The 12,970-nt window shown below is 65.4% G+C and carries 11 protein-coding genes and 1 pseudogene; 3 read left to right on the top strand and 9 right to left on the bottom strand.

Features of this window, described 5'->3' with window-relative positions; genetic code table 11:
* Nucleotides 1-12: 12 nt before the first annotated feature.
* A pseudogene (locus CCZ28_RS24950) lies at nt 13-651 on the top strand (methyl-accepting chemotaxis protein); the annotation flags it as partial.
* Between the two features lie 15 nt (nt 652-666).
* Here CCZ28_RS24950 and CCZ28_RS00630 read toward each other — a convergent pair.
* The 8 genes from CCZ28_RS00630 to CCZ28_RS00595 all read right to left on the bottom strand — a co-directional run bounded on the left by CCZ28_RS00630 (nt 667) and on the right by CCZ28_RS00595 (nt 9,928).
* The gene (locus CCZ28_RS00630; protein ID WP_140215059.1) at nt 667-1,218 is read right to left on the bottom strand and encodes a TetR/AcrR family transcriptional regulator; all 552 of its coding nucleotides are present in this window, start codon (nt 1,216-1,218) and stop codon (nt 667-669) included.
* Between the two features lie 3 nt (nt 1,219-1,221).
* Nucleotides 1,222-2,355: an acyl-CoA dehydrogenase family protein gene (locus CCZ28_RS00625; RefSeq protein WP_140215058.1), complete on the bottom strand. Its 1,134-nt coding sequence runs from the start codon at nt 2,353-2,355 to the stop codon at nt 1,222-1,224.
* Nucleotides 2,356-2,383: 28 nt separating this feature from the next.
* Complete coding sequence (locus CCZ28_RS00620) at nt 2,384-4,042, bottom strand: AMP-binding protein (protein WP_140215057.1); 1,659 nt, start codon at nt 4,040-4,042, stop codon at nt 2,384-2,386.
* A gap of 104 nt (nt 4,043-4,146) precedes the next feature.
* Nucleotides 4,147-5,175, bottom strand: a complete 1,029-nt coding sequence (locus tag CCZ28_RS00615) for an AraC family transcriptional regulator (protein ID WP_140215056.1) — start codon at nt 5,173-5,175, stop codon at nt 4,147-4,149.
* 126 nt (nt 5,176-5,301) lie between these two features.
* Complete coding sequence (locus CCZ28_RS00610) at nt 5,302-6,447, bottom strand: serine hydrolase domain-containing protein (protein WP_140215055.1); 1,146 nt, start codon at nt 6,445-6,447, stop codon at nt 5,302-5,304.
* A gap of 190 nt (nt 6,448-6,637) precedes the next feature.
* The gene (dinG, locus tag CCZ28_RS00605; protein ID WP_140215054.1) at nt 6,638-8,782 is read right to left on the bottom strand and encodes an ATP-dependent DNA helicase DinG; all 2,145 of its coding nucleotides are present in this window, start codon (nt 8,780-8,782) and stop codon (nt 6,638-6,640) included.
* Between the two features lie 135 nt (nt 8,783-8,917).
* Entirely contained in the window at nt 8,918-9,178 is a 261-nt protein-coding gene (locus tag CCZ28_RS00600; protein ID WP_140215053.1) for a DUF1145 domain-containing protein, read from the bottom strand.
* Nucleotides 9,179-9,268: 90 nt separating this feature from the next.
* On the bottom strand, nt 9,269-9,928 hold the full coding sequence (locus tag CCZ28_RS00595) for an OmpA family protein (RefSeq protein WP_140215052.1): 660 nt from the start codon (nt 9,926-9,928) through the stop codon (nt 9,269-9,271).
* A 137-nt stretch (nt 9,929-10,065) separates the two neighbouring features.
* Between CCZ28_RS00595 and CCZ28_RS00590 the strand changes: the two genes are divergently transcribed.
* The gene (locus CCZ28_RS00590) at nt 10,066-10,563 is read left to right on the top strand and encodes a DUF6231 family protein (RefSeq protein WP_140215051.1); all 498 of its coding nucleotides are present in this window, start codon (nt 10,066-10,068) and stop codon (nt 10,561-10,563) included.
* Nucleotides 10,564-10,790: 227 nt separating this feature from the next.
* Nucleotides 10,791-11,786, top strand: a complete 996-nt coding sequence (locus CCZ28_RS00585; RefSeq protein ID WP_140215050.1) for a tyrosine-type recombinase/integrase — start codon at nt 10,791-10,793, stop codon at nt 11,784-11,786.
* Here the strand turns inward: CCZ28_RS00585 and CCZ28_RS00580 are convergent.
* Nucleotides 11,779-12,923 (bottom strand): IS3 family transposase gene (locus CCZ28_RS00580; protein ID WP_140221253.1). Its coding sequence is split into 2 segments (ribosomal slippage): nt 11,779-12,653 and nt 12,653-12,923, totalling 1,146 coding nucleotides; the frame shifts between segments, so codons are not numbered across the junction. The two genes, CCZ28_RS00585 and CCZ28_RS00580, sit on opposite strands and share 8 nt — an antisense overlap.
* Nucleotides 12,924-12,970 lie beyond the last annotated feature (47 nt).

Raw genomic sequence — 12,970 nt, 5'->3', positions numbered from 1 at the left:
CAGGATGCCCTGTGGGATATCGACATCAAGAACGGCGACCCGGCCAATCCTGCCAATGTCATCTGGTTCTCCCCGCAGATGCGGCGCTTGCTCGGCTACGAATCAGTGGAGGAATTTCCCGACGTTCTCCACAGCTGGCTCTCCCATCTGCATCCGGAAGACAGCGACCGTGCCGTGCAGGCCTTCGTCGAGCATGTCGGCGACCGCAGCGGCAAGACGCCTTTCGACGTCGCCTATCGACTCCGCTTGCGCGGCGGCGACTATCGCTGGTTCCGCGGACGCGGCGAAAGCCAACGCAGTGCGGACGGCACCGCATTGCGCACGGTCGGCGCCATCATCGATATCCAGAGCCAGGAGGAGGAACGCTGGTTGCGCCAGGAGTACGAGCAGCAGAGCGCGGCGGCCCAGGCCACCCTGCAACGCCTGACTCGCATCGTCAGTACCATCCAGGGCATCACCCATCAAACCAACCTGCTCGCCCTCAACGCGGCCATCGAGGCGGCCAGGGCTGGTAGCGCTGGACGCGGTTTCGCGGTGGTCGCCGACGAGGTACGCAAACTGGCGATCCGCGCCAGCGACGCCACGAGTGCCGCGGTCGAGATGCTCGAAGGTCAGACGCAGGCCAAGGCGGCGAGCGGAGCAAAAGCCTGACGGTGGCGGGATCGCCTAAGGACGCACCAGCTCCACGATCAGCCCGGCGACACCACTGGCCACGGCATCGTCGGCCTGCGCCGGGGGCAGGGCCAGCAACAGTTGCGCCAGGCCTTCCAGCGCAACGCTTTGCTCACGCCCCTCGCAACGGAGCACGGCGCTCAGGGCCTGGACCTGTTGGTGCCTGATCCCCCGGATGCAGGTCTGCTGCAGGGGAGTCAAATGGCGAAACTCGTGATGGGCCACCTGGGCGGACGCCCGCTGCGCCTGGACCAGCAGGAGATAGTCTGCGAGCAGCGCTCGGGGTGCCTGCCGGGATCGACGCTTGCCAGTCGCGGCCTTGAACAGTTCCAGCACCTCCAGCTCGTAGTCCTCGATCAACTCGAACAAGAGCTCCTGCTTGCCTTCGAAATGATGGTAGAGCGAGCCGGGCAGCAGGCCGACGACATTCGCCAGGCGGCGCAGGCTGACGCCGTGGTAGCCATCCTGGCTGAACAATTCCAGGGCGGCCTGACGCAGGCGCTCGCCGCTGCCGTCGATGGCTTCGTGCGACGCGACGGCAACCATTGCCTAGTCACCCAGATGCCGGGCGATGACCAGGCGCTGGATGTCGCTGGTGCCTTCGTAGATCTGGCAGATGCGGGCGTCCCGATAGATCCGCTCCAGCGGATAATCGTTCAGGTAGCCGTAGCCACCCAGGGTCTGCAAGGCCGCGGAGCAAACCCGCTCGGCCATTTCCGAGGCGAACAGCTTGGCCATGGAGGCCTCCACCAGTGCCGGTCGCCCGGCATCGCGCAGGGCCGCTGCGTGCAGCACCATCTGCCGGGCCACGGCGATCTCGGTGGCCATGTCGGCCAGGCGGAAGGCCACCGCCTGGTGTTCGACGATGGGTTTGCCGAAGGTCTGCCGCTCGCGAGCATAGCCCTTGGCATAGTCGAAGGCGGCGCGGGCCATGCCGACGGCCTGGGCGGCGATGCCGATACGCCCGCCCTCCAGATTGGCCAGGGCGATGCGATAACCCTCGCCTTCGGCGCCCAGCCGGTAGCTCGCCGGTACACGCACCCCATCGAGCTGGATCTGGCAGGTGTCGGAGGCGTGCAGACCCAGTTTGTGCTCGACGCGCACCACCTGGTAGCCGGGGGTGTCGGTAGGCACCAGGAAGGCGGAGATGCCCTTCTTGCCCGCCGCCGGATCGGTGACCGCGAACACCAGCACCACCCCGGCCTGGCTCCCGGAAGTGATGAATTGCTTGGCCCCGTCGATGACATAGTGCTCACCGTCGCGCCGCGCCCGGGTGCGCAGGTCGCTGGCATCGGAACCCGCCTGCGGCTCGGTGAGGGCGAAGGCACCGATCATCTCGCCAGTGGCCAGGGGCGTGAGGAAGCGCTCTTTCTGCTCATCACTGCCGAAGCGATCGATGGGCACGCAGCCGACCGAATTGTGCACGCTCATGATGGTGGAGCAGGCGCCGTCGCCGGCAGCGATCTCTTCCAGGGCCAGGGAATAGGCGACGTAACCGGTGTCGCAGCCGCCCCAGGTATCCGGCACCAGCATCCCCATGAAGCCCAACTCGCCCATCTCACGCAGCGCGTCACGGGGGAAGGCGCCGCTGCGGTCCCAGTCGGCGGCGTGGGGCTGGAGGCGCTCCTGGGCGAAGCGACGGGCCATATCGACGATGCCCTGTTGTTCTTCGGTGATCAGCATGGATGTTCTCCTTGCAGGGATAGGGTGGCTAGGCGCTCTGCCGAACCGCCTGGGCCTTGGCGATTTCCTGGTTGCGCAGGATGAAACGCTGCAACTTGCCGCTGGGGGTCTTCGGCAGCTCGGCGACGAATTCGATCTCGCGCGGATAGGCATGGGCGGCCTGGCGCCGGCGCACGTGCAGGCGCAGTTCCTCGGCCAGCGCCGGACTCGGTTCAAAGCGGGGATGCAACACCACGAAGGCCTTGATGATCTCGGTGCGCTCCGGGTCCGGCTTGCCGATCACCGCGGCTTCGATCACCGCCGGGTGCTCGATCAGCGCACTTTCCAATTCGAAGGGGCCGACGCGATAGCCGGAGGTGGTGATGACGTCATCGGCGCGGCCGACGAAGCTGATGCTGCCGTCGGTGTTCAGTTCGCAGGTGTCGCCAGTCAGGTAGTAGTGGTCGACGAAGGCCTTGGTCGGGCTGCCGAGATAACCACCGAACCAGCACAACGGCGACTGCGCAAGATCCAGGGCCAGGATACCGGGCACCCCTACCGGCAACTCCTGCCGCGTCGTCTCGTCCAGCACCACCACCCGGTGGCCCGGGCTGGCGAAGCCGGCCGCGCCCGGCTGTACCGGATGGCGCAGGGCGTGGTGGTTGCACAGCACCATGCCCAGCTCGGTCTGGCCGTAATGATCGTGAATGGGAGCCTGCAGCTGCTCGTCGAACCAGCGGATGACCTCCGGGTTGAGCGGTTCACCCGCGCTACTCACCACCCGCAGCCGGCCGCGAAGGGCCTGGCTGACCGCCTCGCCGCCAGCGATGAGCAGGCGGTAGGCGGTGGGCGAACCGGCCAGGTTGGTGATGCCATGCTCGCGCACCAGGCGACAGGTACTCTCCGCGGAGAAGGGACCGTCGTAGAACAGTGTGGGATGGCCCAGCGCCAGGGGGCCGGTGACCGCGTAATAGAGGCCGTAGGCCCAACCCGGATCGGCCAGGTTCCAGAAGGCGTCGGTGGGTCGCAGGTCGACGGCCTCGAGCATATAACCCATGAAGGCCACGATGGCCTTGAGCGGCACGGCCAGCGGCTTGGCCGGTCCGGTGGTGCCCGAGGTACACATCAGCAGGAAGGGATCTTCCGCGGTCCGTAACACGGGGTCGAAGAGGGTCGGCTGGCGCTCCAGCTCGTGCCAGAAGCTGAAATCGCCCCGCTCGATGCCCAGGCCGCGCCGCTGGCCCACGGTCAGGATCGCGGGGCAGCCCGGCACCTCGTCCAACTTGCTGCGGTTGCCGGCATCGGTCACCACCAGCCGCGCCTGGGAGACGGCCAGACGGTGCTCGATGGCCTTGGGCCCGAAGGCGGTGAACAAGGGTTGGTACACCGCGCCAAGCCGCCAGGTGCCGAGAATGGTGATCAGCAACTCCGGGGTGCGCGGCAACAAACCGGCGACTCTATCCCCGGGGCCTATGCCCTGGCTGGCGAGAAAACCAGCGAACTGGGCGGCGCGCTGCTGCAGTTCGATGAAGGTCCAGGACTCCCGCTGGCCATCGCGGCCTTCCCAGAACAGCGCGATCCGCCCGGGCAGCGCATGGCGATCGCAGCATTCGACACAGGCGTTGACGGCGGCGAGCGAGCCACTCAGGCGCTGCGCGACGCTGGCGGCGTAGTCGAACCGAGCATGGACGTCGGCATAGTCCTGCATGATCCCTTCCTCGATCTTGTTGTTATGGAATAGGCTCGACTCTAGCGCGCGCCTTGCGCCAGACAATGACCTTTAGCTGCAACAGGGCTGAGCGGTTTGGACAGTCAGGCCGGTGCGGCACCGGCCAGGATCAGTTGGCGATAGTGGCCGGGATTGGTCCCGGTCCATTTGCGAAAGCCTTTGTAGAAGGCGCGGACGTCGGAGAAGCCCAGGGCCACGGCGATGTCCTCCAGGCTGAGCTGGCGGTCGGCCAACCAGGCGATGGCGCGCTCGCGGCGCACGCTGTCCTTGAGCGCCTGGTAGGACTGCCCCTGCTCCGCCAGCCGACGGCGTAGCGTGGCCGAAGACAGGTGCAGTTGCTGCGCCATGTCCTCCCCGGTCGGCCATTGGTCGCCGGGCAGGTCACGCAGGCGGGCCTTGAGGCGCTCGGCCAGGCTCTCGGCATCGCGATAGCGTTGCAGGATGTTGTTGGGCGCCCCGGCGAGAAAGCGCGCCACGTCCGCCTGGCTACGCCGCACCGGCGCATCCAGCACCTCGGCGGCGAAGATCAGCCGGGTCTGCGGCTGGCCGAATCTGAGGTTTTCGGAAAACAGCACCCGGTAGTCGTCGGTGAAGTCCGGCTCGGCGCACTGCAGCTCCACTGCCAGCAAGGGGATGCGCCGGCCGATCAGCCAGCAGGCGACGCCGTGCACGATCAGCCAGTAGGTGAAACAGGTGAAGGCGCGGGGTGCTCGCTCGTCCGACTCGCGCAGCAGGATCGACGCCAGGCTGCGCTGGCGGACCAGTTGCGCCTCCAGCCGCTCGAAGCCAAGGTTCAAGAAGCCCAGCGCCAGCTCCAGGGCATCGCCCAGGCGGGCTTGGGTCAGGCATAGGCGACAGAGAAAGGCGAAGCTGCCGGAGCGCAGCCGGCGGGGGTCCATGCCGAAGAATTCGTCATCGAAGCGCAATGCCAGGCGCCGCCAGAGCCGGCCATAGAGCGCTACCGGCACCCGCGACTCGGCCAGGCAGCGCGGATCCAGGCCCAGCTCGACCAACAGCGCCTCCACCGGGCGTTCGACGGTGACGAAAGCGGCCAGGGCCTCGCGCACCAGCTCGGTGGCTATGGTGCCGCGCGACGGCGGGGACGACGACATGGGTACTCCTGTTCGAGGCTAGGCCGACCGGTACGGCCAGGCCTACCTTATCCATGAATGCGCCACAGCTAAGCACACCCAGGCGAGACGAGACAAACCCCCGCCGGCCTGCCAGGGTGCCCGGCCTTACAGGCACTCCCCTACCGCCCGCGCCAGGGCCTGGGCGCGGGGGTCCATCAGCACATAGGGTCCCAGGGTGTTGGTGACGAAGCCGAAGGCCACCTCACGCTCAGGGTCAGCGAAGCCGGTCGAGCCGCCCGCACCTGGATGGCCGAAGGCCTGGGGGCCGAGGCCATAGGTGGCATTGGCCTGCTCCGGCTGATCGAGCATGAAGCCCAGGCCGAAGCGGGTCGGGGTCAACAGGGTACGATCCTCGCCCTGGCTGTGCTCGCGCAGGGCCTCGCTCAGGGTCTCCCACTCCAGCAGATCGCCCGCCAGCAGCCCGGCATAGAAGCCGGCCAGGCTGCGCGCATGGCCGTGGCCATTGGCCGCCGGTTGCTGGAAGCGCCGCCACTCGGCCTTGTTGGTGCTGGTGAGCACCCCGGACGGATTGCCGAAGGCCAGGGTCGGCAAGGCAGCAGGATCGCTCATGGTGGTCTTGAGCAAACGCTGGGCCGCCGCATCGCCCAGTACGCCCTTGCCGCGGACGATATGGGCCACGCGCTCGTCCTCGCTCGCCGGCAGGCCGATGTGGAAATCCAGACCGAGACGGCCAGCGGTGCGCGCCACGATGGCTTCGCCAGGTGCGCGACCATCGGCGCGGCGGATCAGCTCGCCGAGCAGCCAGCCGAAGGTGATGGGCGCATAGCCGTGGGCGGTGCCGGGCGTCCACCAGGGCGCCTCGGCGGCCACGGCGGCGGTCATCTGTGCCCAGTCATAGAGGGCATCGCCCGCCAGGCGCTCGCGCAGGGCCGAGACGCCGGAGCGATGGCTGAGCAATTGCCGCAGGGTGATCTCGGCCTTGCCGGCGGCGGCGAACTCGGGCCAGCGCTCAGCCACCGGAGCTTCGAGCGCCAGCTTGCCCTCCTCCACCAGTTGCAGCGCTGCCACCGAGGTGAAGGCCTTGGTGCAGGAGAACAGATTCAGCAGGGTATCGGTGTGCCAGGGCGTCTGGCCGTCCTTGTCGGCCATGCCACCCCAGAGATCCAGCACGGTCTCCCCGGCCACCTGCACGCACAGGGCCGCACCCCGGGTCTGGCCGGCGGCGAGCAAATCGGCGAAGGCCTCGCGGACGGATTCGAAGCGTAGGTCGTGATAGCCGTGGACGGTCATGGGGTGTCCTTCCAAAAATTTGTCGAGCATCGCGGCCATGGCGGTTCGCCGATGTGGCCGCTCCTACGGGCCGCCGTAGGTTGGGTTGAGCGTAGCGAAGCCCAAGCTCGCCTCGGAGCTGGCAATGTTGGGCTTCGACGATAGAGCCGTCTCAGCCCAACCTACGGTCTCTGGCCGCCATGGCCGAAATTTACTGAATCTCCCGCCGAAACGGCGGCAGGGCATTGAGGATGGCCTTGCCATAGCGCTGGGTGACCAGGCGGCGGTCGAGCAGCGAGATGGTGCCGCTGTCCTGTTCGGTGCGCAGCAGCCGGCCGCAGGCCTGGATCAAGCGCAGCGAGGCATCGGGTACGGCGATCTCCATGAAGGGATTGCCGCCGCGGGCCTCGATCCACTCGGCCAGGGCGGCTTCCACCGGGTCGTCCGGCACGGCGAAGGGGATCTTGGCGATGACCACGTGCTCGCAGTAGGCGCCCGGCAGGTCGACGCCTTCGGCGAAGCTGGCCAGGCCGAACAGTACGCTGGCCTCGCCGTCGTCGACGCGGTTCTTGTGCTTGTTGAGGGTCTCCTGCTTGGACAGATTGCCCTGGATCAGCACCCGCTTGCGCCAGTCGCGTTCCAGGCCATCGAAGACGTCCTGCATCTGCCGCCGCGAGGAAAACAGCACCAGGCTGCCCCGCGCTCCTTCGAGCATGGCCGGCAGCTCGCGGACGATGGCCGCGGTGTGCTCGGCGGCGTTGCGTGGATCGGCCTTGAGGTCGGGTACCCGCAGCACGCCCGCCTCCGCGTGGCGGAAGGGGCTGGGCACGATGGCCGTGGCCGCCGAACGCGGCAGGCCGGATCTCATGCGGAAGCGGTCGAAGGTACCCAGGGCGGTCAGGGTCGCCGAGGTCACCAGGGCACCGTAGGCGACGTTCCACAGATGCCGGCGCAGCATGTCCGCCGCCAGGATGGGACTGGCGTTGACCTCGATGTCGTACAGCGAACCGCTCTCGGCCAGGGTCATCCAGCGCGCCATGGGCGGGCTGTCTTCCGGGTCTTCGCAGGTGAAGGCCGTCCACAGCTCCCAGTTGCCCTGGGCGCGGGCCAGCAGGCTGCCGAACAGCGGATACCACTCCTCGGCCTGGTAGCTGGCGAGGCCGAGGCTGGACTCGCCATCCATGGCCTGCTTGAGCATCTCGGTCAGGCGAGTGAACAGATCGGTGAGCTTGGCGAAGCCCTTCTTCAGCTCGATGCCCATCTCGCGCAGGTCTTCGGGGATCACTCCGCCGACGAAGCGATGACGGGGCCGCTCGCGGCCTTCCATGTCCTCGCCGGCGCGAAAGTCGGCCAGCGCCTCGCAGGCACTGAACATGAACTGCTGCTGGGTCCTGATCTCCCGCGCCAGCTCCGGCACCTGCTCCACCAGCCGGCCGAGATCACCCGGCAACGGGTGCTGGGCCAGCAGCTTGGTGAGGTTCTTGGCGATCTGCTCCAGCCACTCGGCGGTGGATCTCAGCCGAGTGAAATGGGCGAAGTGGCCGATGGCCTTGTCCGGCAGGTGGTGGCCTTCGTCGAACACATAGAGGGTGTCGCGCGGATCGGGCAGGATGGCACCGCCACCCAGGGCCAGGTCGGCCAACACCAGGTCATGGTTGGTGACGATGACATCGACCTTGGTCATGCCTTCGCGCGCCCGGTAGAAGGCGCACTGCTGGAAATTGGGGCAGTGGCGATTGGTGCACTGGCTGTGGTCGGTGGTGATGCGCGACCACTGGACGTCCTCGATGGCCTCCGGCCAGCTGTCGCGATCACCATCCCAGCGATTGCCGGCCAGGCGCTCGATCATCTTGCCGAACAGCTCGTTGGACGCCTCGTCGATGTCGATCTTGAAGCCATCCTCGGCGAACAGCTGGGCAGTGGCGTTCTGCGCCTGGCCTTCCTGCAGCAGCATGTCCAGTTTGGACAGGCACATATAACGACCACGCCCCTTGGCCAGGGCGAAGCTGAAGGACAGGCCGCTGTTGCGCAGGATGTCCGGCAGGTCCTTATGCACGATCTGCTCTTGCAGCGCCACGGTGGCGGTGGCGATCACCAGGCGCTTGCCGGCCGCCTTGGCCGCGGGAATGGCGGCCAGGGCGTAGGCCACGGTCTTGCCGGTACCGGTACCTGCCTCCACCGCCACCACCGCCGGTTCACCCTCGCGATGGCCTTCCTCGTCCTGGGCGATGGCGCCCAGGCCCTTGGCCGTCTCCGCGATCATCAGCCGTTGGCCATAGCGCGGCTTGAGCGACTTGGCTTCGAGGAAACGCGTGTAGGCGCCCTGGATCTGGGTCTTGAGTTCGGTGCTGAGCATGCCTGGTTCCGGGCGATGACAAAGAAGCGCCCCGTCCGACGGACGAGCGCTGTATGCATCTACAGTAAAGGATCTGGGCGGCTATGATAACGCGCCTGTCGTCAGGATGCGCCTAACGTTGAGGTCGCAGCCCTATCAGGCACCCGGCAACTGGGGCGGCAAACGATGAAAGGCACCGAAGATCAGCAGGGCCAGCCGGTCGAGCCAGGGATGGCGACGCAGGCGCAGGGCACGGCGGCTGGCGAAGAGTTCACCCAGGTGCAACAGCAGCAGGGCCAGGGCGACCAGCGCGAGCATTTCAGGAAAGGGACGAGCGAGAGGCAGAGCGAGGGCAGCGGCTGCGGCGAGCCAAAAGAGCAGGAGAAGAACTTTGCCGGTAAGGGACAGGGTTTTCATGAAATCCAGCAGGAGAACGAGATGGATTGGACCATAACGCCAGTTGCCGGAAAAAGTAAAGGCGGCGGACCGCAGTCCGCCGCCTTTGGATCACTCGCGGTCGATCTGGATTTCGACGCGGCGGTTCTCGGCACGACCTTCAGCGGTTTCGTTGGTGGCGACCGGGTTGGATTCACCCAGGCCTTTCACCGAAACGATGCTGCCCGCAGGGATGCCGGCGTTGATCAGGTATTCGCTGACCGACTTAGCGCGGCGCTCGGACAGCCGCTGGTTGTAGGCAGGGGTACCGACGCTGTCGGTATAGCCGGTGATGGACAGGCGGGTGCTGGCGGCTTCGCCGCGCAGACGACCGGCGATACCGTCGAGCTGAGCCTGGTCTTGCGGGTTGATCTTCGCGGAGTCGAAGGCGAAGTGCAGGTCACGCGCGGTGATCACTTCCTGCTTGGGCAGCGGCGCCGGAGCGGGGGCCGGAGCGGGTGCAGGAGCCGGGGCCGGCGGGGGAGCGACGCGGGCGACCTGTTCGTTGCCCTTGCCATGCACCCAGCAATAGGCGCCAGCAGTGGTGCCGAAGCCCAGGGCCGCCATGCCGGCGACGTTGCCGTTCTGAGTAGCACCGGCAGCGCCGCCCACCAGGGCGCCGACCGCTGCGCAGACCGGCCAATCGGATTTCTGTACGCCGCCCGCACAGCCGGCCAGCACAGTGCTCGCCATGATGAGGGGTAAAGCTGTCCTTGCGATGCTCTTGCTCATGAAGGGGTCTCCTATAGACCAGGTACCGCGAGTTGTGCTCGTCTTTGGCTTTATGACGCTGTCAGACTAATGGTGGCGTACACGTCTTGACAACGCTGGTTGCTTAGTCAACAGAGATTTAATTAGGGTTCCCTTAAATGGCAAATTTATTCTCCTCCCGCACCCCGCAACAGGCTCTGGCAAGCCTCTTGGAGCACCATAAGCCGTCTCGTCTGCTATGCCTGGCACGGGAAGCGCTGCCAGCGATAAGTGCCTACGCCGAGGCGCATCCCGAATGTCGCCTGGTGCAAGCCGCGGTGCCGCTGGAAGACGCCAGTCTGCTCGGCGAACGCTACGATTTGGTGATCCTCGCCGACTGCCTGGAACATCTCCCCTTGCGCCAGGGCCGTGAATTGCTCGGCGGGCTGCGCAACTTCAATACGTCCCGGCTGGCCGTGCTGGTGGATCTGGCCGCCAGCGAATGGCAGGCGACGGACTTCTACGCCCTCGCCCTCCAGACCAACGAACGCTTCTCCCGCGACGGCCAGGTAGTGACGTTGTTCAGCTATGATCTGCACGACTACAAACAGGTCCCGGACTGGCTCAACGCCAAGTTCTGGGCCAATCCGGAAATGTTTGGGAAGTACTGGTGGTAATCCTATGACTATCAGGGACTTACCGAACAATGGACCAGGCAACTGCCCTCCCCGAGCAGGACCAAACGTCACCACCCTGTCACCAGCCTTGTCACCAGAGGCCATCTCAAGACCTCTCCGTGTGGCACTACCGACGTGCAGGGGTCTACTACCTCAGGGTCCGTCCACGCGGCTGCTCTGCCCGTAGCTTCACGGTCTCCCTCCGCTCTACCGATAGGTCAACCGCAATGCAGTTCTCCAAGGAAATCCTCCAGACCTTAGCTACGTTCCATCTCGACAAGCCTGGAGCGACCTGGGAGGAGCTAAAGGAGCGCCTATGGGACATCGCTGAGAACCTCCTCACGCAGCGCCTGACCGAGGACTCACGAAGTGCCTATATGTCCATCTACGAGGAGCACGCAAGGAACCTCGCTGAGGCGTCCTCCTTGGGTGGCTTCACGATGGCCCAGCAGAGGGCCTTAGGGATGGGCCAGAAGGTCATGAGGGCCGCTCAGGAGCGTTTAGGTGGCCGTCCGGATGAACTTGTGGGTCTGGTCGAGCAGCTCAGCTGTAGCACGCCAGTGGCCCCTTCCCTGCCCCTATCTGTAAACGTGTCTCCTACCACGATCACCTTTCAGGAACTCTCAACGCTCTTCCTCAAGGAACGCCAAGGGAACGTAGAGGCATCCACGCTCAATGCCATTGGCTCGAACCTAAGAGTTCTGTCTGGCCTCCTCGGGGACCTCAACATCAGGACCCACACGCGGGACGATATGGTGGCTCTCAAGGATCGCGTGGTGGAGGGCCGTAAGCCTTTAACCGTCAACAAGCTCCTGACCCAACTCTCGACCGTGATGGACTGGGCTAAGAACAATGGACTGATCGCTCATTCCTACGACAAAGGCCTGAAGATCGAGAGAGGCGCTGAGAGCGACCGGAGACCGTTCTCTCGTGAGGAGGTGGCTACCATCATGGCTCACGCGAACGCCTTACCTGCAAGCGACTGGAAGCGCTGGGCGATCTCTCTTGGGGTCCTCACAGGAGCCCGCATAGGTGAGCTTTACCAACTGACCCAAGGGGACGTGAAGCAGGTAGACGGCGTTACGGTTATCGACATCAACAAGGATGAGCAGGGGAAGACCCTGAAGAATGACTTCTCGGTCCGTCAGGTTCCCCTTGTAGATGGCGCCTATGGGTGTAGTGGTCAAGTTTTGGTGGACACCGGGATAGGGGATTTCAGGTAGTGGCCTTCTCGTAGTCGGCAGGTGATCGATAGCCGAGGGTGGAGTGCAGCCGGTGGGTGTTGTAGAAGGCGACGATGTAATGAGTGATGTCGGCAGCGGCCTCGGCCGGATTGGCGTAACGGCGTTGCCAGACCCGTTCCATCTTCAGGTTCAGGAAGAACCGTTCCATGACGGCGTTATCCCAGCAGTTTCCCTTGCGGCTCATGCTGGCGACCAGGCCATGGCGAGTCAGCAGGTCGCGGTGGGCTTGGCTGGCATACTGGCTGCCGCGGTCGGTGTGCACGATCAGCCCAGGTGTGGGCTGGCGTAGCGCGATGGCCATTTGCAGTGCCGTGCAGACTAGCTCGGCGGGCATGTGCGGAGCCATCGCCCAGCCCACGATCTTGCGTGAATACAAATCCAGCACGGCCGCCAGGTACAGCCAGCCGCGCTCGGTGCGGATGTAGGTGATATCAGCTACCCACGCCTGGTCGGGGGCGTGCGGGTTAAAGCGTCGAGCCAGGTGGTTGTCGGCTATCGGCAGCTCATGTCGGCTATCGGTGGTATGGACGAACTGACGCTTCCAGTGCGCCTTCAGGCCCTGCTGCTTCATCAGGCGTCGCACTCGGTGGCGCCCCACACGCAAGCCCTGGGCCTTCAGGCGCGCACTCAGCCGGCGACTACCGTAGTTGCCACCACTCGCCTGGAAGGCAGCCTGCAACGGTGCAGTAAGGGGGCAGGCCCGTGAGACTCGCCCGCGATGACGTGCAGCATACACGCCCGAGCGACTCACACCCACAAGCCGACACAGTCGGGACGTTTCGACCTTCTCCTGCCACTGATCGATCATCTGCTGGATCACTTCAGTTCCCGGGCGAAGAAGGCCGAGGCTTTTTTTAGGATCGAGACATCCTCGCGTAGCCGCTGGTTTTCCCGCTCCAACTCCCGAATGCGTTGTTGCTCTGCAGTCAACGGCTTGCCCTGGCCAGGCTGCCCCGCCTGCTCGGCGTCGTACTGGGCCAGCCAACGGCGTACTGCACTATCGACCAGGTCCAAGTCACGGCAGACCTGCGTCACGCTCAGGCCTTGGTCTCTGATCATCTGCACCACCTGCAGTTTGAAGGCGGTGTCGAAGCGTCTACGGATACGTGATGTCATGGCGGTCAGATCCTCGTGGGGGATGATCATCCCCTATCGAGGTGTCC

This window comes from Pseudomonas oryzihabitans (genome assembly GCF_006384975.1).
Taxonomy (GTDB): Bacteria; Pseudomonadota; Gammaproteobacteria; order Pseudomonadales; family Pseudomonadaceae; genus Chryseomonas; species Chryseomonas psychrotolerans_B.
Note: the sequence above shows the minus strand (reverse complement) of the source record. Positions and strands in the feature narration are given on the sequence as shown.

Coding starts and splice junctions, on each gene's coding strand:
- CCZ28_RS00630 (WP_140215059.1), bottom strand. CDS start 1,218: ATGGTTGCCGTCGCGTCGCACGAAGCCATCGACGGCAGCGGCGAGCGC.
- CCZ28_RS00625 (WP_140215058.1), bottom strand. CDS start 2,355: ATGCTGATCACCGAAGAACAACAGGGCATCGTCGATATGGCCCGTCGC.
- CCZ28_RS00620 (WP_140215057.1), bottom strand. CDS start 4,042: ATGCAGGACTATGCCGACGTCCATGCTCGGTTCGACTACGCCGCCAGC.
- CCZ28_RS00615 (WP_140215056.1), bottom strand. CDS start 5,175: ATGTCGTCGTCCCCGCCGTCGCGCGGCACCATAGCCACCGAGCTGGTG.
- CCZ28_RS00610 (WP_140215055.1), bottom strand. CDS start 6,447: ATGACCGTCCACGGCTATCACGACCTACGCTTCGAATCCGTCCGCGAG.
- dinG (WP_140215054.1), bottom strand. CDS start 8,782: ATGCTCAGCACCGAACTCAAGACCCAGATCCAGGGCGCCTACACGCGT.
- CCZ28_RS00600 (WP_140215053.1), bottom strand. CDS start 9,178: ATGAAAACCCTGTCCCTTACCGGCAAAGTTCTTCTCCTGCTCTTTTGG.
- CCZ28_RS00595 (WP_140215052.1), bottom strand. CDS start 9,928: ATGAGCAAGAGCATCGCAAGGACAGCTTTACCCCTCATCATGGCGAGC.
- CCZ28_RS00590 (WP_140215051.1), top strand. CDS start 10,066: ATGGCAAATTTATTCTCCTCCCGCACCCCGCAACAGGCTCTGGCAAGC.
- CCZ28_RS00585 (WP_140215050.1), top strand. CDS start 10,791: ATGCAGTTCTCCAAGGAAATCCTCCAGACCTTAGCTACGTTCCATCTC.